This window comes from Streptomyces sp. NPDC059832, assembly GCF_042731715.1.
Classification (GTDB): Bacteria; Actinomycetota; Actinomycetes; order Streptomycetales; family Streptomycetaceae; genus Streptomyces.
In genome coordinates this window covers 1-19,884 of sequence record NZ_JBHWIY010000011.1, presented here as the reverse complement: position 1 = coordinate 19,884, position 19,884 = coordinate 1, and the positions used below count along the sequence as shown (strand labels likewise).

Genomic DNA, 19,884 nt, shown 5'->3' with positions numbered 1-19,884 from the left:
GCTAGATCCTGGCCCAGCTTCTGAGGTAGGGGCGCCGCGCAGCCGTGACGGGCTGCGCGGCGCCCGCCGTTTCCGGGGGTCCGTCGCTCCGGGCCCGTTCCGCGGCACGGAGCTCGCGGTCGATGCGGCGCTCGCGGGCGAGTCCGGCGAGGGCGGGCAGCAGGACGAGAGCGATGAGTGCGGCTGTGCCCAGGACGTTCTGGAATGCGTTCATGGCTCTACTCTCGTCCGCGCGGACGGATTGCGGCAGTGGCAGGACTGTCATAGAACATCGAATTACTGCCACACTGGCTCCATGCTGAAAAACGTCGCCGCTCTGCTGCTCGACGAGGTCCACCCCTTCGAACTGGGTGTGCTGTGCGAGGTCTTCGGACTCGACCGCAGCGACGAGGGCCTGCCGGTCCACGATTTCGCCGTGGTCTCCGCCGAGGGCCCGGTGCTGCGGACCCACGCCGGGTTCACCATCAGTACGCCGCACGGCCTGGACCGTCTGGAGGAGGCCGACCTCATCGCCGTACCGGCCGGCAGCCACTTCATGGACCGGGAGTACCCCGAGGAGGTCCTCGGCGCCCTGCGCCGGGCCGTGGACCGGGGCGCCCGGGTGCTGAGCGTCTGCTCCGGCGCGTACGTTCTCGGCGCGGCCGGACTGCTCGACGGGCGCCGCTGCACCACCCACTGGCGCCACGCCCCGGAGCTGGCCCGCCGCTTCCCGCGCGCCGTCGTCGAACCCGATGTGCTGTACGTGGACGAGGGCCAGGTCATCACCTCGGCGGGCACGGCGGCCGGGATCGACGCCTGTCTGCACCTGGTCCGGCAGGCGTACGGCCCCGATGCCGCCAACGCTATCGCCCGCCGCATGGTGGTGCCGCCGCACCGGGACGGCGGCCAGGCGCAGTACATCGAGCGGCCACTGCCCCGCACCCCCTGCGACACCGTCGGCGAGACGCTGGTCTGGATGGAGCGCCACCTCGACCAGGAGATGACCGTCGAGCAGCTCGCCGCCCAGGCGCACATGTCGCCGCGCACCTTCGCCCGCCGCTTCCAGCAGGAGACGGGCACCACTCCGTACCGCTGGCTGCTGCGCCAGCGGGTGCTGCTGGCACAGCACCTGCTGGAGACATCCGATGAAACGGTGGACACGATCGCCGGACGCACCGGCTTCGGGACCGCCGCCGCACTGCGGCACCAGTTCGTACGCTCCTTGGGCACCACACCGAACGCCTATCGCCGGACTTTCCGTGGCCCCGGCACGGTGGTCGAAGTGGCCTGACCCCTCATCCACGCCCGACCCCCAACAGATCTGACGTCCGATCAATCGTCCAACCGCTCGCCGCACCTGTCCATGGACCGCTGCCCGGTCGGCCCAAGAGGGTCGGTCGCATGGACATGCGGAAGACAGGACGAAGGATCGGACGAAGGACCACAGGGGCCGTGGTGGCCGCGCTCGCCGCCGCACTGCTGCCCTGGCAGAGCGCCTCGGCAAAGGACACCTCCGCCGCCGCACCCCCGCCCGAAGTACTGCCCTCGTTGCGGCAATGGCGGCCCGGGGAGGGCGAGTTCACACTGGCCGACCGGGCGCGGATCGTGCTGGACGGGGTGCGCGACAGCCGTACGACCGCCGACGCGCGCCGTTTCGCCGGTGAACTGGCCACCGGGCGGGCCTCGGTGTCGCGGGGCCTCGCGGCGGCCCGTCCCGGCGATGTCGTGCTGCGCCAGGACCCGTCCCTGAAGGGCTCGTTGGGCGCGGAGGGCTACCGTCTCGATGTCGGCGACCGGGTCACCGTCACGGCCGCCACCTCCACCGGTGTCTTCTACGGCTCCCGGACCGTCCTCCAGCTGCTGAACGACGACGGCAGGGCCGCGCGCGGTTCGGCGACCGACGTGCCGGCGTACCGGGAGCGCGGCGTCGGCGTCTGCGCCTGCTACATCAACGTGTCGCTCCCGTGGTTCGAGCGGCTGATGAAGGACATGGCGTCCCAGAAGCTCAACCAGCTGTGGATCGAGGCCAAGGTCAGGAGCGACACCGACCCGGCGTCGGCGTTCTGGGGCTACTACACGAAGCCGCAGGTCCGCACCCTGGTCGCGCTGGCGAAGAAGTACCACGTCGAGCTGGTGCCGGAGATCAACTCCCCCGGCCACATGGACACCTACCTGGAGAACCACCCGGAGCTCCAGCTCAAGGACCGGAACGGGGTCGCCTCCCCGCCCCGGCTCGACATCTCCCGGCCCGAGGCGCTCACGTACTACACCTCGATGGTCGACGAGGCGCTGGAGGTGTGGGACACCCGCTCCTGGCACATGGGCGCCGACGAGTACATGATCGGCTCCTCGTACCCGGACCACCCGCAGCTGCAGACCGCCGCGACCGCGAGGTTCGGCGCGGACGCGACCCCCGACGATCTCTTCGTCGACTTCATCAACCAGGTCGACGAGCACGTGAAGGCCGGCGGCCGGTCGCTGCGGATCTGGAACGACGGTCTGGCGGGCAAGAACGGGGTGGTCCCGCTGAACCGCGACATCACCGTCGAGCACTGGCTGGGCGGCGGCAGCGTCCAGAAGCCGTCCGCGCTGCTCGCCGAGGGCCGGCCGGTCATGAACTCCGCCTACGCGCTCTATCTGGTGCGCGGCGGCTACACCACGCAGACCCGGCAGCTCTACGAGAGCGACTGGACCCCGCTGCGCTTCGAGGGCGAGACCCTGCCCGCGGCGGCGGCGAACCTCACCGGGGCCAAGATCAGCCTGTGGCCGGACAGCGCAGCGGCCGAGACCGAGAACGAGGTGGAGGCGAAGACCTTCATGCCGCTGCGCTTCCTGGCCCAGGCCACCTGGGGCGGCCCGAAGCCGAGCGGGACGTACGCCGGTTTCGAGGCGCTGGCCCGGAAGATCGGTCACGCGCCGGGGTGGTCGAACACCGACCGCACCCCGCTCCCCGACGGTACGTACCGGCTGACCGCGGGCGCCAGGTCCCTCGCCCCCGGGGCGGATTCGGGCGTCTTTCTGGTCCGCGGCGTCGCGGCCTCCTGGACGCTGACGGCGACCGCCGACGGGTACTACACGGTGCGCTCGGCCGGAACGGGCCAGTGCCTGGACGCGGTGCGCGGCAAGAAGTACCTGGGCGCGCCCCTGGAGGTGGGGGCCGAGCTGTCGCTCGGCGGCTGTTCGGCGACGTCCCGTACGCAGCGCTGGCAGCTGGACACCGCGGCCGGCGCGCTGACCCTGCGCAACGCCGTCTCGCAGCTCCACCTGACGGAGCGTGCCGAGGACGGCGCCGCGGTCCAGACGACGGACGGTACGCGGCTGACGGCGAAGGCGGCCTGAGGCGGCACACGGAAGGGCCCCGTACGCCGGTTCGGACGGAACCGGCGTACGGGGCCTCGTACGTCAGACGCCGCAGTTCGGCGCCGACCAGTAGTGGCTGGGGCCCTGGTTGACGTGGATGTGGTCACCGTGGTCCGGGTAACCCGGGCCGAGGATCCCGTTGAAGCCGTGGTTGCGGGCCTGCTTGGCGAGGGTGCACAGGGAGTGCGGTCCGGCGCCCAGGTCGGCCGCGTCGCCGTACATGTGGCGGCTGTTGGACGCGCCGCCGACCGCGCTGTTGCAGGACGCGGAGCGGAAGCCGCTGGTGATCCGGATGGACTGGTCACCGAGCGCGTGCCGCAGCGCCTCCAGCTTCCACATGGTGCTCAGCGCGTTGGCCTTCGCCGTGCCCGCCGCGACGGCACCACCCGCCCAGGTCGAGTTGCACTGGTTGTGCTCGGCGTACGTGAAGTGCGCCGGGGTGCAGTCGTTGTCCTGGAGCTCGTAGATCTTGGCCTGGGTGGCCGGGCCCGCGATGCCGTCGGCGGCGAGGCCGTAGGCGGCCTGGAAGCGCTTGACGGCGGCGGTGGTGGCCGGTCCGTAGGAGCCGTCGATGGCGAGTACGGAGTTGTAGCCGGGGTAGCCGGCCACCCGGATCTGGAGCTGGACGACGTCGTTGCCGGTGACGCCGGGGGACATCGTGCGGGTCCAGGTGTAGCAGCCGTCGGCCTGTGCGGTGCCGGCGGTCACCACGGCACCACCCAAGGCGAAAGCCATGGTCATGACAAGTCCGAGCAGGAGTCGTGCGGTGCGTCTGAGCATGGGGGGGCTCCCTACCGTGACGGAGATATGGGGAGAGAGCCTGTCGGACGAGTCGACGCGCGTCAACTACCCACGGATGAATGGCAGTTGACGGCCATTCGGGGTTGAAGCCCGACGGGCCCGGTCCTCCTCACGAGAAGGACCGGGCCCGTCGGTGACGGTCGGCTGCGCACTCAGTCGTTCGGCACGATCTCGTAGCGCGGCGTGTTCTCCGCCATCTGCCGCAGCGCGTCCTTGCGGTCCCGCTTCGAGAGCCGGTCGATGTACAGGTAGCCGTACAGGTGGTCCGTCTCGTGCTGGAGGCAGCGGGCGAAGTAGCCGTTGCCCCGGATCTTGACCGGGTTGCCCTTGGCGTCCTGTCCGCGGACCACCGCGTAGTCCGGGCGGGCCAGCGAGGCGTACGCCGTCGGGACGGAGAGGCAGCCCTCGTTGGAGTCGTCCAGGACCCGGTCCTCGGGCGCCAGGTCTTCGAGCACCGGGTTGCAGACGGCGCCCACGTGCCGCACGCCCTCGTCGTCCGGGCAGTCGTAGACGAAGACCTTGAGGTCGACGCCGATCTGGTTGGCGGCCAGGCCCACGCCCTCCGCCGTCCGCTGGCTCGCGAACATGTCGTCGATCAGCCGGCCCAGCTCGTCGTCGAACGCGGTGACGTCCTTGCACTCCTTGTGGAGCACCGGGTTGCCCACGACCGTGATCGGACGGGAGGTGCCGCGCTCGCGACAGGCCGCCTCGCGCGCCTCACAGTCCTCCGTGTCCACGACGAAACCCTCGTCGTCGACGCTGATCTGCTCGTCCGTCTCCTGCTGCGCCATGTCCGCCGTACGCCTTCCTCAAAACCTGAAACCCGGCCATCCGACAGTTCCGGGGCCGGGCACCCGAGCACCGCGACCGGTGCCCGTACAGCCTACGGGCACCGGTCAGCAGACTTCTTCGAGATCCCGCCACTCACGGCTGTCCGGGCTGTCCGCCACCCAGCCGTCCAGCAGACCTCGCACCAGCCCGGCCGGTGCCGCTATCCCGCACTCCCGTTCGGGCACCCACAACTCACCGGCGGTGCGGTGGCCCAGCGGTCCCGGATGCCCCGGTTCGCTGTGGTCGTGCGGGTCGAGGTGCTCGCCGTCGCCCTCGTCGCTCTCCATCCGGCTCTCCGAGCATGCCCGGCAGAGCAGCCGCACGGAGGACGACCAGTCCTCGGCGGCGAACCCGGCATCGGACGCCAGCTGCTCCAGCGCGTCCCGGTCCTCCTCGGTGGCCGCTTCGAGCAGCACCACCCAGGTGGGCACGGGGGACGGCGCCCACAGCTCGATCTCGTCGAAGACGGGGTACGAGGGCCCGGCCGCGGTGACCCGCTCGCCGTGCGGCACCCCGTCGTGCAGGACGACCTCGCCCCAGCGGCGGCCGGACGACGGCAGCGGGATGGAGAGCACCTCCATCCGGGCCGGATCGAGCCGACGGCCCCACACGACCTCGGCCTCGCCCTCCGGCGACAGCCGTACCGCGGCGCTGCCCAGCTCCATGCCGACCGGCTCGCTGTTGGCCGCCGAGGTGTGCTGGCCGGCGCCCGGCACCTTCAGGCCGTACGCCTGCCAGGCCCGGCGGGCCAGCGGCCAGTCCTGCAGCGCGGTGGCGGCGATCCCGACGTTCCACCAGTCGGGAGCGCCGGATTCCTTGTCGAGCAGCGCGACGGCCCGCAGGCCGGCGGCTCTCGCCTGTTCCCAGTCATGCCGGAATTTGTGCAGCAGCGCCAGGTTGAACCACGACTCGGAGAGCCAGGGTTCCAGGTCCGCCGCACGTGTCAGCAGTGCACCCGCGTCCTCGTACCGGCCGTCGCCGATCAGCGTGAACGCGCGGTCGGTGGCCTGCCGCCAAGAGGCGGAGGGCCGATGCCGTACCTTCCCGAAGATCCTCACGATTCCCGCCTGTCCCGACTGGACACCCTCGTTTTCCGCTCTTCTTCGCATCCAACCATGCCGGACCGGACGCCCGCTCATTACCCATGGGTTACCCGGGCAGGACCGGGGCCGGACCGCCCCGGGACAGCACCCTGGCCAGTGATTCCACGACTTCGGGCTGATAGTCGTGGGCGGTCCCGAGCCTGAGTTGTTCCAGCGCGCCCAGCGGCCCGATGAGACTTTCCCCGCAGAGGTCGTCGTATGCGTTGACGACCCTGACGATCCTGGCGGACAACGGCTGCTCGCGATAGGGGTCGGCCTGCCGTTCCACGACGACGGCGACCTCGGCGTCCACCCCGGTCTGCCGGACCACGGCGCCGCCGAGCAGCGCGATGCGGCGCTGCTCGGCGGCGGGCAGGGTGGCCGTCGCCCCGTCCGGGACCGGGTCGACGAGCGAGAGCTGGCCGATGTCGTGCATCAGGGCGGCGTGCTCCAGCACGGTCAGCCGGATCCCGGAGAGCCCCAGCTCACGGCCGACGGCCCGGCAGAGCACCGCGACCCTGCGGGCATGCCCGTGCGGGGTGTACCCGGCGATCTCGGTGGACCTGGCGAGCGAGGCCATGGTCTGCCGGTAGGTGGTGCGCACGGCGACGAACCGGCGGAACGAGACCTGGGTCAGCAGCAGCGGTACGCACAGGACCGGCAGCGCCCACAGCCCGGCGACGGCCACCCCGAGGGCCATCACGACCCCGGTCGCGCACACCGCCGACCCGATGCCGATGAGCCCGCGCAGCTCGTCCCGGAGCAGCGGCGGATAGGGATGACGGGTGTACGAGCGCAGCAGCAGGGCCGCGAGCACGGCGTCGCACAGCGCGGTCAGGACGAGGATCAGGAGCAGGACGAGCACGTAGTACGGTCCTTCGCCGAACCAGCTCCCGCTGCGGCCGCTGTTGTACAGCGGCTGGAAGCACACGGCGGCGAAGGTGACGGTCAGGACGCGGCGGGCCACCCGGTCGGGGGCGGGTCCCGCGCCACGCGCCACATGGGGCACGCAGGCGACCAGCTGTGCCGCGACGAGCACGGCGATCACCTGGAGGACACCGTGCGCGGTCGATTCGCCGCCGCTGCGGCCGAGGAGGGCGTACGCGAGTGCTCCGGCGGCCCCGAGCGGTGCGGGCTCGCGCTCACCGGGCAGCGCGCCCCAGCGGGCCAGTTCGCCCACCGTGATGAGCACCCCGAAGGCGAGGGCGTGGCCGGGGTCGTGGACGCCGTCCCAGAGGGTGTGGCCGAGCCCGGCGGCGGCGAGCAGGGCCGTGGCGGCGCGGACGGTGAGGACGACGGGCGGCAGCCGTGTCCCGGCCCTGGCCCGGGTCATCCGCGGCGGTCCGCGCGCGACTGCGGACCGGACACCGCGCCGAGCCCGTCCGCCGACGGCTGCGGAGAGGGTACGCGGTCGAGCCCGCCGGGCGGCCCGGGACGATCCGCCGGGCGGCCGGGGACGGCCCCCGCGTCCTCGCCCCTCGACCTCGGGACCCCGGGCTCGTCCGCCGTCACGGCCGTCGTCACCGCCGACCAGCCGTGCCGTTCGAGACCGCGCACCAGCGCCCGGACCATCTGCGGGTCGAACTGCGTGCCCGCGCACCGCTTCAGCTCCTCCAGCGCGGCCGGCACCGGTCTGCCCCGCCGGTACGAACGGGTCGAGGTCATCGCGTCGAAGGCGTCCGCCACCGCGACCACCCGGGCGAACTCCGGGATCTCGCGCCCGCTGAGCCCGTACGGATAGCCGCTGCCGTCGAGCCGTTCGTGGTGGTGCAGGATCGCGGCCCGCGCCTCGCCGAGGAAACCGATGCCGCGGACGATCTCGTGCCCGTACTCCGGATGCAGTTCGATCACCTGTCGCTCCTCCGGCGTGAGCGGCCCGTCCTTGCGGAGCACCCGGGTGGGGACGCCGAGCTTGCCGACGTCGTGCAGGATGCCGGCGAACCGGACGACCTCCAGGCGGTCCTGGTCCATGCCGAGTTCGCGGGCGATGAGGACGGAGGCCCGCCCGACCCGTTCGCTGTGGCCGCGGGTGTAGGTGTCCTTGATGTCGACGGCCTGCACCAGCGCCCTGATGGTGGCGCGGTGGGCGGCGTGCTCGCGGTGGTACTGGGCGAAGACCCAGCAGGAGATGTACATCGGCAGCAGGACGATGAGCGCGGACAGCGGCCCGTACGGGCCCCGCCACAGGACCGCCATCATCAGCCCGGCGAGTCCGTGCACCAGATGCGGCCCCAGCGAGCGGGGCAGCAGCCCGCTCCAGGCCCGCCGCAGGGGCAGCCGCTCGGCCGCGACCAGGATGGAGCCGTCCAGCGCGGTCAGGACGAGGCTGAAGGCCAGGGCCGCGGCGCAGGCGGGCAGGATCGCGTAGGGAAGGTCGGGGGTCCGGTCCGGGCCGGTACCGATGCCGCCGAGCGTGGCGGGTCCGCCGAGCAGTCCGTGGACGGACGAGGCCGCCCAGACCGTGACGGCGAGCTGCGCGGCCCGCCAGACGCGCCGTGCGGTGGCGGGCGGCTGTTCCACCCGGCCGACGAGCGATCCGGGCACCGCGACGAGGGCGGCCGCGGCGGGCGGCAGCAGGAAGGCGGCGGCGAGCAGCAGCGGAAAGAACGATCCGGCACGGATCGGCACGGAGCTGCCGAAGAAGGGGCAGCACCCGGGGAGTTCACAGACGAGATAGAGCCCGGTGAGCAGTGCAACGGTGACCCACGGGGTCCCCGCACCGCTCCGCAGCGCGGGGAGCACACAGAGCAGGGCGCCCGCCGCGACCGCCGGAATGTACGTGCGCGCCGCCCCGCGTGTGGCTCTCACCCGCTCGGCCCGCCCCCCAACATGGTCAATGGAGGCGCCAGGCTAGCGAGTTGTGCAACCGGTCGAGCGTCAATGAGCCCGATTAGCACATTCGGGTGATTCGGTGGCGGCGGCCGGTACCGGCCGGCCGCCGGGTGTCACTCCTTGGCGGCGGTCGGCTGTTCGCTTCCCGCGGCCGTCACGTCCTGCTCGGGCACGACCTGCCCCGAGCGGATCAGATCGATCCGGCCCATCACCTTGGACCGCAGATCACTCGGCACGTCGTCCTGGCCGCAGCAGCGCTTCACCAGCTTCTTGACGGCCTGCTCCAGGCCGTACTTCTCCAGGCACGGGGAGCACTCCTCGAAGTGCACCTCGAACTTGGTGCAGTCGCTGTCGGGCATCTCGTGGTCGAGAAACTCATAGAGATGATCGAGGACTTCCGAGCAGTCCGTCTCGTGCGGCTCTCCGCAGCTCATGAGCCCGAGCCTTTCCGATCGTCCGACTCTCCGGCACCGGCCGGGACGAGCCCGCGCTCACGGGCGTAGTCCTCCAGCATGCCGCGCAGTTGGCGGCGGCCCCGGTGCAGTCGGGACATCACCGTACCGATGGGAGTCCCCATGATGTCCGCGATCTCCTTGTAGGCAAAGCCCTCGACATCGGCGAGATACACGGCGATGCGGAACTCTTCGGGGATCGCCTGCAGAGCGGACTTCACGTCGGAGTCCGGCAGGTGGTCGAGCGCCTGCGACTCGGCGGAGCGCAGACCGGTCGACATGTGCGACTCGGCGCGCGCCAGCTGCCAGTCCTCGATCTCCTCGGCGGCGCTGCGCTGGGGTTCGCGCTGCTTCTTGCGGTACGAGTTGATGAACGTGTTGGTGAGGATGCGGTACATCCACGCCTTGAGGTTGGTGCCCTCACGGAACTGGTGGAAGGAACCGTACGCCTTGGCATACGTCTCCTGGACCAGGTCCTCGGCGTCCGCGGGGTTGCGCGTCATGCGCAGCGCGGCCGAGTACATCTGGTCGAGGAAACCGAGAGCGTCCCGTTCGAAGCGCGCGTTGCGCTCGGCGGGCGTCTCCTGTGCGCGGCCGTCGTCGGTCCCTGTGTCGGTCCCAGTGACCGGACCCACCTCCTCCAACGCTGTGGCGGAGCCGAAACCGGACCCGCTCGAATCGGAGAATAGTCGACCTTGCTTCGAGACGGGCTGTCGATCCGATCCGCCCAGGGCCCGCTCGGGAGTGGTCTTGGCCGCGTGCAGCACCGTCCACTCCAGGTCAGCGGCGTTCGAGCGGCGCGGGCAGATGGTCGAACCCATGCGACGGACTCCCTCTCCACGTACGACGTTGATGTACCGATGACACCGACAACAGTGGCCCCCCGCGCAACATTCCCGGGGTGTACGTCACACGAGGGCGGCCAGCCATCGGGTCACGGCGGCGGTCAGCATCCCCATCGCCTCGTCCTGGCCCGGACCGGCCTTCTTCGGTACGCCGAACCCGTGGTCGCCGTACGGCACCTCGGCGATTTCGTACTCCCCCGGCGGGAATTCGGCGGGCCGCCCGAACGGGTCGTGGCCGCCCTGCACGACGAGCGTGGGGACGCCGGAGCCGAGGAGCTCGTCCGCGCGGGACTTCTCCGGCCTGCCCGGTGGGTGCAGCGGGAAGCTGAGCGCGAGGACCGCGTGTGCGCCGAGCTCCCGGGCCGTCCGGCAGGCCACCCGTGCCCCGGCGCTGCGCCCGCCCGCGACGACGGGCGGCCCGGCGGCGGTGAGCGCGGGCCACAGCCCCCGCCAGCCGGTGTCCAGGGTCTTAGGGGCGGGCGCGAGCCGTTTCCCGGCGACCCGCCACGGCTGCTCCACCAGGGCGACGGTCACCCCGTGGGCGGGCAGCGCGGCGGCCAGTGCCTGGAGGTCGCGGGCCTCGATGCCGCCGCCGGCGCCGTGGCCGAGGGCGAGGACCAGCCGGGCGTTCCCGGCCTTCGTCGTGCCCGTCGCGGGGAACCAGGTGATCCTGGCCGGTCCGGCATCGGTGTCGACCGTTTCGGCCGCCTCGGCTCCGCGGCCCGTCTCTGTAGTACTCACGCACCCCATCCTCCCCGCCGAGAGCCCGGGAGGCCGACTGCCGGGGAGCCGACTGCCCGGGAAAGCGTGCTTGTTCGGAAGAGCGTGTCAGAAGAGCGTGCTCACTTCCGGGGCGGCCAGCTCCTCCAGCAGCTCGGGGCCGTTGTTGCGGACGTTGCTGACGGCCGTGGCCACCGGATAGGCCCGCATCAGCCCGCCCGGCGGCGGTGCGAGCAGGGCCTTCAGCTCCTCGACGTCGGTGCGCGACGGGTCGAGCCAGGCGTCCCAGCGGTCCGGGGTCAGCATCAGCGGCATCCGGGGGTGGATGTCGGCGAGCGCGGCCGGGCCGTCGGCGGGGGCGACGGCGAGCGGGGTGGTCTCCGCCTCGGTCGTGATCACCGAGCAGGTCACCCACCAGGCCATCGGGTGGTCGTCCGGCAGGGTCCGGTCGCGCCAGAACTCATAGAGCCCGGCCATCGCGAAGACCGATCCGTCGGCGGGTGTCACGAAGTACGGCTGCTTGCGCGGGCGCTTCTTCTTCCCCTTCTCCTCCAGCTGCCGTTCATCCGCGCCGGTGACCCACTCGTAGTAGCCGTCGGCGGGCAGGATGCAGCGTCGGGAGACGAAGGGACGGCGGAAGGACGGCTTCTCGTGGACGGTCTCCGCGCGGGCGTTGATCATCCGTGCGGCGCCCTCCGGCGACTTCGCCCAGGACGGTACGAGTCCCCACTTCAGCACGCGCATCTGGCGAACCGGACGCTGATCGTCTGCGTCTTTCAGAGGACGCTCCAGTACGGCGTAGACCTCCTTGGTGGGCGCCACGTTCCAGTCGGGGGCCAGGGCCTCCGCCGGTTCCCACTTCTCGACCTGGAAGAGTCCGGTCAGGTCCTCGGGCCGCCGACTCGCTGCATACCGTCCGCACATAAGTGCCAGACTGCCACGACCGCCACGCCGACAAGATGCCGATATCGCAAGCCGAAACCACGAGGAGCCGCCCACACCATGGACAGCACCGATCTGGGCAATCTGTGGGACCGCGTGTTCGGCACCCAGCCCGCCCCCGAGCAGTGGCTCGTGGTGGTGACCGGCACGCTCGCGCTGATCGCCGTCGTGCCGAACCCGATATGGCGGCTGACCCGCAACGCGATCACCATCGCGCACGAGGGCGGGCACGGGCTGATCGCGCTGCTCACCGGACGGCAGCTGTCCGGCATCCGGCTGCACTCGGACACCAGCGGCCTGACCGTCAGCCGCGGCAAGCCGACCGGTATCGGCATGATCCTCACCGCGGCCGCCGGCTACACCGCCCCGCCACTGCTGGGCCTGGGCGGCGCGTGGCTGCTGGTCGACGGCAGGATCACGCTGCTGCTGTGGGTGGCCACCGCGCTGCTGGCGGTGATGCTGGTGATGATCCGCAATGTGTACGGGGCGCTGACGGTGATCTTCACCGGATCGGCCTTCCTGCTGGTGTCCTGGCTGGCCTCACCGGCCTGGCAGTCGCTGTTCGCGTACACCGTGGTCTGGTTCCTGCTGCTCGGCGGCGTGCGCCCGGCCTTCGAGCTCCAGTCCAAGCGGCGGTACGGCGGTGCGCCGGACTCGGACGCGGACCAGCTGTCCCGGCTGACGGACGTACCGGCCGCGCTCTGGCTCTTCCTCTTCCACGCGGTGTCGCTCTGCTCCCTGATCGGCGGCGGGCGCTGGCTGCTCGGAATGTGAGGGCCGGCGGCACGGGAGCGCCGGTACCGGCCGACGGCTTCCACCACGCTTGCGTTACGCACCTGTTTCGACCCATTTGATCGAGATTCGGGTTTGAGGTGAGCCACTAAAGTAAGGGCCATGACCGATAGTTCCGTGCACCCCGCCCTCTGGCCCGCCCCGCATGCGACCGGGGCCGTCGACGCGACCGTCACCGTGCCCGGATCGAAATCGGTCACCAATCGCGCGCTCGTCCTCGCCGCGCTCGCCGCCGAGCCCGGCTGGCTGCGCCGCCCGCTGCGCTCCCGCGACACCCTGCTGATGGCCGAGGCGCTGCGCGCGATGGGCGTCGGCATCGAGGAGGGCGTGGGCCCGGACGGCTCCGGCGAGGCCTGGCGGGTCATCCCGGCCGGACTGCACGGCCCCACCACGGTCGATGTCGGCAACGCCGGCACGGTCATGCGCTTCCTGCCGCCGGTCGCGGCCCTCGCCGACGGCCCGGTCCGCTTCGACGGCGACCCGCGTTCGTACGAGCGCCCGCTGACCGGCGTGATCGACGCGCTGCGGGTGCTCGGCGCCCGGATCGACGACGAGGGGCGCGGCTCGCTGCCGATGACGGTGCACGGCGGCGGCGCGCTGGACGGCGGACCGGTGGCGATCGACGCCTCCTCGTCCTCCCAGTTCGTCTCGGCGCTGCTGCTGTCGGCGCCGCGCTACAACCAGGGGGTGGAGGTGCGCCACACCGGTGCCAGGCTCCCCTCCATGCCGCACATCCGGATGACCGTCGACATGCTGCGGGCGGTCGGCGCGCAGGTCGACGAGCCGGAGACGGGCGGCGAGCCGAACGTCTGGCGGGTCTCCCACTCGGCCCTGCTGGGCCGTGATCTGACCATCGAGCCCGATCTCTCCAACGCCCAGCCGTTCCTCGCGGCCGCGCTGGTCACCGGCGGCCGGGTCACCATCCCCGACTGGCCCGAGCGCACCACCCAGCCGGGCGACGCGCTGCGGGAGATCTTCACGGTGATGGGCGGCAGCTGCGAGCTGACCGAGCACGGCCTCACCTTCACCGGTTCGGGCCGCATCCACGGCATCGACGTCGACCTCGGCGAGGTCGGCGAGCTCACCCCCGGCATCGCGGCGGTCGCGGCGCTGGCCGATGCGCCGTCCACCCTGAGCGGTGTCGCCCATCTGCGGCTGCACGAGACGGACCGGCTGGCCGCGCTCACCAAGGAGATCAACGAGCTCGGCGGCGACGTCACCGAGACCGCCGACGGCCTCCACATCCGGCCCAGGCCGCTGCACGGCGGTACCTTCCATACGTACGACGACCACCGGATGGCAACCGCGGGGTCGATCATCGGCCTTGCCGTCCCCGGAGTGGAGATCGAGAACGTGGCGACAACCGCCAAGACCCTGCCGGACTTCCCGCAGATGTGGACCGGAATGCTCGGGGCCTGAGACATGCGCCGCTACGGCAAGAACCCCGACGAGGACGACATCCGGTTCCGCCCCAACCCGAAGGGCAACCGGCCTCGCACCCATACCCGCCCGAAGCACGAGGACGCCGAGGAGGGCATGGTCCTCACCGTCGACCGCGGCCGCCTCACCTGCCTCGTCGACGGCCGTACGGTCATGGCGATGAAGGCCCGTGAGCTGGGCCGGAAGGCCGCCGTGGTGGGGGACACGGTCTCCATCGTCGGCGATCTCTCCGGCGACAAGGACACCCTCGCCCGCATCGTCCGCATCGGTGAGCGCCGCTCGGTGCTGCGCCGGACCGCGGACGACGACGATCCGTTCGAGCGGGTGGTCGTCGCCAACGCCGACCAGCTGGCGATCGTCACCGCGCTGGCCGATCCGGAACCCCGTCCGCGGATGATCGACCGCTGTCTGGTGGCCGCGTACGACGGCGGGCTCTCCCCGCTCCTGGTCCTCACCAAGTCCGATCTGGCCTCCCCGGACAAGCTGCTGGAGGCGTACACCCCGCTGGGCGTCCCGTTCATCGTGACCAGCCGCGAGGAGCTGGAGAACGGCGACGCGGCCGAGCGGGTCCGCGAGCAGCTGCACGACCGGGTCACCGCCTTCGTCGGGCACTCCGGCGTCGGCAAGACCACGCTGGTCAACGCGCTGGTGCCGAAGGACCGGCGGCGTACCACGGGAGTGGTCAACGCGGTCACCGGCCGCGGCCGGCACACCACCACGTCGGCGCTGGCGCTGCCGCTGCCCGACTACCGCGGCTGGGTGATCGACACCCCCGGTGTCCGCTCCTTCGGGCTCAACCACATCGACCCGTCCCGGGTGATCCACGCGTTCCCGGACCTGGAGCCCGGCACCGAGGACTGCCCGCGCGGCTGCACCCACGACAGCCAGCAACCGGAATGCGCCCTGGACGCCTGGGTGGCGGAGGGCCACGCCGATCCGGCCCGGCTGGACTCGCTGCGCCGGCTGCTGTCCACCCGGGAACGACGCGAAGGCGACTGACCGGGGCACGTTTGCGATCTGCCGCCGCCGGTAAATGCATAATCACACCCAGTGTGGCAAGGCGGTCACCGACGTGGGAGGGCACTGACGATGGCGTGGCTGCTGGTCGTGGTCGCAGGACTTCTGGAGACCGGCTTCGCCGTCTGTCTGAAGCTCTCGCACGGCTTCACCCGGCTCTGGCCGACCATCGCGTTCTGCGTCTTCGCCCTCGGCTCCTTCGGGCTGCTGACGATGTCGCTGAAGAAACTCGACGTGGGGCCCGCCTACGCGGTGTGGACCGGCATCGGTGCGGCGGGCACCGCGATCTACGGCATGGTCTTCCTCGACGACGTGGTCTCCACCCTCAAGCTGGTCTCGATCTCCCTGGTGATTCTCGGGGTGATCGGGCTCCAGCTCTCGGGCTCGTCCCACTGACCGCGCCCGGCGCCCCCGCCACCACGTGGCGTACCAGCGGTGCCGTCTCGCCGTCCGCCCCCGAAGGCGCGGGCACCAGCGCGTAGCTCAGGGCGAGCCGCAGCGCGATCTCGCAGGTCACGGCCAGTGCTTCCGGGTCGTGCGTCGGCTGTCCCCCGTCGAAGGCTGCCACCACGCGTTCGCCGGCCCGGCGGAGCAGTTCGGCGGGGGTCGGCGGCCCCTGGTCGGCCCGCCGCCGGCCGGGCACCGGGGGCGCACACCCGGCCGCGCGGGGTGCGGGGCGGGGCAACCGCTCGCTCCAGCAGCCGGTGAGCAAGGCCTTGACCAGCACGTTCGTACGTACGGCCCGGACGGTCCAGGCAGCCACGGCGGCCAGCCCGTCCTCCGTACCGCCGGCCGACCCCAGCGCCCACTCGACACCGGCCAGATAGCCGTCGGCGGCATCGTGGACCAGGGCACGGGCCAGGCCGTCCTTGCCGCCGAACTCGTTGTAGAGGGTCTGCCGGGAGACCCCGGCGGCGCACGCCACGTCAACCATGCGCACCGACGTCCAGGGCAGGGTCTCCAGCGCCGAGAGGGCGGCGTCCAGCAGTACGTCTCGCGCTGTGGGCATCGTCGCCTCCTGCGCCGGGCAGGCCCGAGGGCTGCGCGTCCCAGAGTTGACCCGCTCCCGGGGACTGTCAATGGTCCGCGCGGCTCCAGGCTCCTGTAGCCCTGCCCACCTGTGATCGATACTGTGACGGCATGCCCGATTACCACGATGATCTGCGCCTTGCCCATGTTCTGGCGGACGCCGCCGACGCGGCGACGATGGACCGGTTCAAGGCTCTCGACCTCAAGGTCGAGACCAAGCCGGACATGACGCCGGTGAGCGAGGCCGACAAGGCCGCCGAGGAACTGATCCGCGGCCACCTCCATCGGGCCCGCCCGCGCGACGCGATTCTGGGCGAGGAATTCGGGATCGAGGGCACCGGTCCCCGGCGCTGGGTGATCGACCCGATCGACGGCACCAAGAACTATGTGCGCGGCGTGCCGGTCTGGGCGACGCTGATCTCGCTGATGGAGGCCGGCGGAGGGGGTACCTCCCGTTCGAGCGGAGCCGAGAGTGGGGGAGGCTTCCAGCCGGTGGTCGGCGTGGTGTCCGCGCCCGCGCTGAACCGGCGCTGGTGGGCGGCGAAGGGGGCGGGCGCGTTCTCCGGCCGCAGTCTGACCTCCGCGACCCGGATCCAGGTGTCGAAGGTCGAGCGGATCGCCGACTCCTCGTTCGCGTACGCGTCGCTGAGCGGCTGGGAGGAGCAGGGCCGCCTCGACGGATTCCTGGATCTGACCAGGGCCTGCTGGCGCACCCGCGGGTACGGGGACTTCTGGCCGTACATGATGGTCGCCGAGGGCTCGGTGGACATCTGCGCGGAGCCGGAGCTCTCGCTCTGGGACATGGCCGCCAACGCCATCATCGTCCAGGAGGCGGGCGGGAAGTTCACCAGCCTGGACGGGGTCTCCGGTCCGGGCGGCGGCAATGCCGCGGCCTCGAACGGGCTGCTCCACCACGAGCTGCTCGGCTACCTGAACCAGCGCTACTGAGCCGGCGCCGCCGACCGGGATCACGTCACCGAAGGGCGTCGCGCGCCGTCGCGCGCCCTTCGGGCTACTTCGCCCCCCTTGTCCCGTCCACACATCGGTGCAACTCTGAGAGTCCCCCCGCTTGTGAATTTGTGAATCGGCTCACGCGGCCTTTTCACCAAGGAGGTGGCTCTTTTCATGCTCGTCCGTGACGCCATGAGCACGCTGGTCCTCACCATCGGCCCCGCCCATACGCTCCGCCAGGCCGCCCGGCTGATGTCGGTCCGCCATATCGGAGCCGCGGTCGTCCTCGACAAGGACAACAGCGGGCTCGGCATCCTCACCGAACGCGACATCCTCAACGCCGTCGGCTCCGGCCAGGATCCGGATACCGAGACCGCCGCCACCCACACCACCACCGATGTGGTCTTCGCCGCCCCCACCTGGACCCTGGAAGAGGCTGCGGAGGCCATGACACACGGCGGGTTCCGCCACCTGATCGTGCTGGACGACCACGGGCCCGTGGGCATCGTCTCCGTCCGCGACATCCTGCGCTGCTGGGCACCCACCAGGCGCCGCCACCACGCGCAACTCATCGGCTGAGCCCCGGTGAACGACCGGTGGGCCGGCCTCCCCCGAAGGGGAGACCGGCCCACCGCCGACGACAGGCGCCCGGATCAGCCGCGAAGGGCCTGGACCGCGGCCTCCAGACGCTTGCCGAAGTCGCCGTCCGCCTGGCGGAAGTTGTTGATCGCGCGCTCGGCGATGTCGTCGCGCGACACCTTGGCGATGAACCCGGCGAGGTTGTCGATCAGCCGCGCCTTCTCGTCCTCGGAGTAGAGCCGGTAGAGGTTTCCGGCCTGCACGAAGTCGTTGTCCTCGGCGTGGCTCGGAGCCTCGTGCGTGGCGACCTCACCGGTGACGGTGGCGGGCCCCCACAGCGGGCGGTCGGTCTGGACCGGACCGCCGAAGCTGTTCGGCTCGTAGTTCTTCGCGCCCTTGTGGCGGCCGTCGTACAGGTAACCGTCACGGCCGTGGGTGCGCGCCTCGGTGGCGTGCGGACGGTTCACCGGCAGGTGGTCGGCGTTGATGCCGACGCGGTAGCGGTGGGCGTCGCCGTACGCGAAGAGGCGGCCCTGGAGCATCTTGTCGGGGGACGGACCGATGCCCGGCACGAAGTGCGCGGGGCTGAAGATCGACTGCTCGGTCTCCGCGAAGACGTTCTCCGGGTTGCGGTTGAGCTCCAGCTTCCCGATCTCGATCGGCGGGTAGTCCGCGTGCGGCCACACCTTGGTGAGGTCGAACGGGTTGAAGCGGTACGTGGCCGCCTCGGCCGCCGGCATGATCTGGACCTGCACCGTCCAGGACGGGAAGTCGCCGCGCTCGATCGCTTCGCGCAGATCGCGCTGGTGGCTGTCCGGGTCCTCACCGGCGAGCTTGTTGGCCTCGGCCTGGGTGAGGTTCTTGATGCCCTGGTCGGTCTTGAAGTGGTACTTGACCCAGAAGACCTCGCCGGCCTCGTTGTTCCACTGGAACGTGTGCGAGCCGTACCCGTTCATGTGGCGCAGCGTGGCCGGGATGCCCCGGTCACCGAAGAGCCAGGTCACCTGGTGGGTGGACTCGGGCGACAGACCCCAGAAGTCCCAGACGTTGTCCGCCTCCTGCGAGCCGGTGTACGGGTCGCGCTTCTGGGTGTGGATGAAGTCCGGGAACTTGATGGCGTCCTTGATGAAGAACACCGGGGTGTTGTTGCCGACGAGGTCGTAGTTGCCCTCCTCGGTGTAGAACTTCAGCGCGAAACCGCGGGGGTCGCGCACCGCGTCGGCCGAGCCGAGGTTGCCGGCGACGGTCGAGAAGCGCAGGAAGGTCTCGGTCTGCTTGCCGACCTCGGAGAGGAACTTCGCCCGCGTCCACTGCGAGACGTCGCGGGTCAGCGTGAACGTGCCGTACGCGCCGGCGCCGCGGGCGTGCACGATGCGCTCCGGAATGCGCTCGCGGTTGAAGTGCGCGAGCTTCTCCAGCAGCGACTGGTCCTGCACCAGGACGGGACCGCCGACGCCCGCGGTCTGGCTGTTCTGGTTGTCGGCGACCGGCGCGCCGGCCTCCGTGGTGAGCGGTCCCTGCGTCACGTGCGCCTCCTGCGTCGTTCCTGCACATTCGTCTTGTCCTGCACAGCCTGTCCCTTGGCGTATGCCGATGCCGATCCTACAATGGACTTAGTCCAAGTCAAGTGAACATCCAAAGTCACACCCGTTCGGGACCTGGTCCCTTCACTGTTAGGCTTGTTTCTATGAGTGACCTGTTGGAACGACTTCGCGGACGCGGCTGGCGCATGACTGCGCAGCGGCGCGTCGTGGCCGAGGTCCTCGACGGGGACCATGTGCACCTGACGGCCGACGAGGTCCACGCGCGGGCCGTGGCCAAGCTGCCCGAGATCTCCCGCGCCACCGTCTACAACACACTGGGCGAGATGGTGACGCTCGGCGAGGTCATAGAGGTCTCCACGGACCGCCGCGCCAAGCGTTACGACCCGAACGCGCACCGGCCCCACCACCACCTCGTCTGCGCGAGCTGCGGCACGATCCGCGACGTGCACCCGGCCGGCGACCCGATGGCGGATCTGCCGAGCGCCGAGCGCTTCGGCTTCACGGTGTCCGGCGTCGAGGTGACCTACCGGGGCATCTGCCCGAACTGCGCCGCGACGACCTGACCCACCCGACGAAGGCCCCGGTGCGAGCATCACGGCGAATTCCAAGGGTCGTGGCAACACAGGTGATCAACTGGCTGTTGCCAGGAGCTTAGCGAGACGCTCGGCTGGGGTTTCCCAGTCGAGCG

21 protein-coding genes are annotated in these 19,884 nt (G+C 71.1%); 9 read left to right on the top strand and 12 right to left on the bottom strand.

Translation table 11 applies throughout. The features are described from left to right. Position 1 precedes the first annotated feature (1 nt). Positions 2-214: a hypothetical protein gene (locus ACFV8T_RS20700; RefSeq protein ID WP_385329310.1), complete on the bottom strand. Its 213-nt coding sequence runs from the start codon at positions 212-214 to the stop codon at positions 2-4. Between the two features lie 81 nt (positions 215-295). On the opposite strand from ACFV8T_RS20700, the gene ACFV8T_RS20695 reads away from it, so the two are divergent. Together ACFV8T_RS20695 and ACFV8T_RS20690 are read left to right on the top strand one after the other, a co-directional pair. After that, positions 296-1,270 carry a GlxA family transcriptional regulator gene (locus ACFV8T_RS20695; RefSeq protein ID WP_385329308.1) on the top strand — a complete coding sequence of 325 codons (975 nt, stop codon included), beginning with the start codon at positions 296-298 and terminating at the stop codon, positions 1,268-1,270. A gap of 161 nt (positions 1,271-1,431) precedes the next feature. Then, a complete protein-coding gene (locus ACFV8T_RS20690) occupies positions 1,432-3,318 on the top strand; it encodes a family 20 glycosylhydrolase (RefSeq protein WP_385329305.1) in 1,887 nt (628 codons plus the stop codon). 63 nt (positions 3,319-3,381) lie between these two features. On the opposite strand, the gene ACFV8T_RS20685 is transcribed toward ACFV8T_RS20690, so the two are convergent. The 9 genes from ACFV8T_RS20685 to ACFV8T_RS20645 form a co-directional block, all read right to left on the bottom strand. Then, a complete protein-coding gene (locus ACFV8T_RS20685) occupies positions 3,382-4,119 on the bottom strand; it encodes a D-Ala-D-Ala carboxypeptidase family metallohydrolase (RefSeq protein WP_385329303.1) in 738 nt (245 codons plus the stop codon). A gap of 173 nt (positions 4,120-4,292) precedes the next feature. Next, positions 4,293-4,931, bottom strand: a complete 639-nt coding sequence (gene def / locus ACFV8T_RS20680; RefSeq protein ID WP_385329301.1) for a peptide deformylase — start codon at positions 4,929-4,931, stop codon at positions 4,293-4,295. 105 nt (positions 4,932-5,036) lie between these two features. After that, the gene (locus ACFV8T_RS20675; RefSeq protein WP_266729803.1) at positions 5,037-6,029 is read right to left on the bottom strand and encodes a hypothetical protein; all 993 of its coding nucleotides are present in this window, start codon (positions 6,027-6,029) and stop codon (positions 5,037-5,039) included. A 91-nt stretch (positions 6,030-6,120) separates the two neighbouring features. Beyond that, on the bottom strand, positions 6,121-7,386 hold the full coding sequence (locus ACFV8T_RS20670; RefSeq protein WP_385329298.1) for an HD-GYP domain-containing protein: 1,266 nt from the start codon (positions 7,384-7,386) through the stop codon (positions 6,121-6,123). Next, a complete protein-coding gene (locus tag ACFV8T_RS20665) occupies positions 7,383-8,861 on the bottom strand; it encodes an HD-GYP domain-containing protein (protein ID WP_385329296.1) in 1,479 nt (492 codons plus the stop codon). The genes ACFV8T_RS20670 and ACFV8T_RS20665 overlap by 4 nt, the downstream gene beginning before the upstream one ends. Before the next feature lie 137 nt (positions 8,862-8,998). Further along, complete coding sequence (gene rsrA / locus ACFV8T_RS20660; protein ID WP_266414528.1) at positions 8,999-9,319, bottom strand: mycothiol system anti-sigma-R factor; 321 nt, start codon at positions 9,317-9,319, stop codon at positions 8,999-9,001. Then, positions 9,316-9,972 (bottom strand): sigma-70 family RNA polymerase sigma factor, encoded by a 657-nt coding sequence (locus ACFV8T_RS20655; protein WP_266425425.1) that lies wholly within the window; start codon positions 9,970-9,972, stop codon positions 9,316-9,318. The genes rsrA and ACFV8T_RS20655 overlap by 4 nt, the downstream gene beginning before the upstream one ends. A 273-nt stretch (positions 9,973-10,245) precedes the next feature. Continuing rightward, positions 10,246-10,932, bottom strand: a complete 687-nt coding sequence (locus ACFV8T_RS20650; RefSeq protein ID WP_385329293.1) for an alpha/beta family hydrolase — start codon at positions 10,930-10,932, stop codon at positions 10,246-10,248. 78 nt (positions 10,933-11,010) lie between these two features. Then, positions 11,011-11,826, bottom strand: a complete 816-nt coding sequence (locus ACFV8T_RS20645) for an SOS response-associated peptidase (protein ID WP_385329291.1) — start codon at positions 11,824-11,826, stop codon at positions 11,011-11,013. Between the two features lie 78 nt (positions 11,827-11,904). Between ACFV8T_RS20645 and ACFV8T_RS20640 the strand changes: the two genes are divergently transcribed. From ACFV8T_RS20640 to ACFV8T_RS20625, 4 genes are all read left to right on the top strand, one after another. Further along, a complete protein-coding gene (locus ACFV8T_RS20640) occupies positions 11,905-12,618 on the top strand; it encodes a M50 family metallopeptidase (protein ID WP_266414532.1) in 714 nt (237 codons plus the stop codon). Between the two features lie 120 nt (positions 12,619-12,738). Further along, on the top strand, positions 12,739-14,055 hold the full coding sequence (gene aroA, locus ACFV8T_RS20635; RefSeq protein ID WP_385329289.1) for a 3-phosphoshikimate 1-carboxyvinyltransferase: 1,317 nt from the start codon (positions 12,739-12,741) through the stop codon (positions 14,053-14,055). Between the two features lie 3 nt (positions 14,056-14,058). Then, positions 14,059-15,075 carry a ribosome small subunit-dependent GTPase A gene (gene rsgA, locus ACFV8T_RS20630; RefSeq protein WP_385329287.1) on the top strand — a complete coding sequence of 339 codons (1,017 nt, stop codon included), beginning with the start codon at positions 14,059-14,061 and terminating at the stop codon, positions 15,073-15,075. 90 nt (positions 15,076-15,165) lie between these two features. After that, positions 15,166-15,489, top strand: coding sequence for a multidrug efflux SMR transporter (locus ACFV8T_RS20625; protein WP_266414540.1), 324 nt, complete (start codon positions 15,166-15,168; stop codon positions 15,487-15,489). Here the strand turns inward: ACFV8T_RS20625 and ACFV8T_RS20620 are convergent. Next, positions 15,419-16,102: a TetR family transcriptional regulator gene (locus ACFV8T_RS20620; RefSeq protein WP_385329285.1), complete on the bottom strand. Its 684-nt coding sequence runs from the start codon at positions 16,100-16,102 to the stop codon at positions 15,419-15,421. The genes ACFV8T_RS20625 and ACFV8T_RS20620 overlap by 71 nt on opposite strands. 131 nt (positions 16,103-16,233) lie before the next feature. Between ACFV8T_RS20620 and hisN the strand changes: the two genes are divergently transcribed. Together hisN and ACFV8T_RS20610 are read left to right on the top strand one after the other, a co-directional pair. Beyond that, the gene (gene hisN / locus ACFV8T_RS20615) at positions 16,234-17,070 is read left to right on the top strand and encodes a histidinol-phosphatase (RefSeq protein WP_266414542.1); all 837 of its coding nucleotides are present in this window, start codon (positions 16,234-16,236) and stop codon (positions 17,068-17,070) included. A gap of 177 nt (positions 17,071-17,247) precedes the next feature. Continuing rightward, the gene (locus tag ACFV8T_RS20610) at positions 17,248-17,652 is read left to right on the top strand and encodes a cyclic nucleotide-binding/CBS domain-containing protein (protein ID WP_385329282.1); all 405 of its coding nucleotides are present in this window, start codon (positions 17,248-17,250) and stop codon (positions 17,650-17,652) included. A gap of 74 nt (positions 17,653-17,726) precedes the next feature. On the opposite strand, the gene ACFV8T_RS20605 is transcribed toward ACFV8T_RS20610, so the two are convergent. Beyond that, positions 17,727-19,178, bottom strand: coding sequence for a catalase (locus ACFV8T_RS20605; RefSeq protein ID WP_385329279.1), 1,452 nt, complete (start codon positions 19,176-19,178; stop codon positions 17,727-17,729). A gap of 161 nt (positions 19,179-19,339) precedes the next feature. On the opposite strand from ACFV8T_RS20605, the gene ACFV8T_RS20600 reads away from it, so the two are divergent. Continuing rightward, complete coding sequence (locus ACFV8T_RS20600; RefSeq protein ID WP_266414548.1) at positions 19,340-19,759, top strand: Fur family transcriptional regulator; 420 nt, start codon at positions 19,340-19,342, stop codon at positions 19,757-19,759. Positions 19,760-19,884 lie beyond the last annotated feature (125 nt).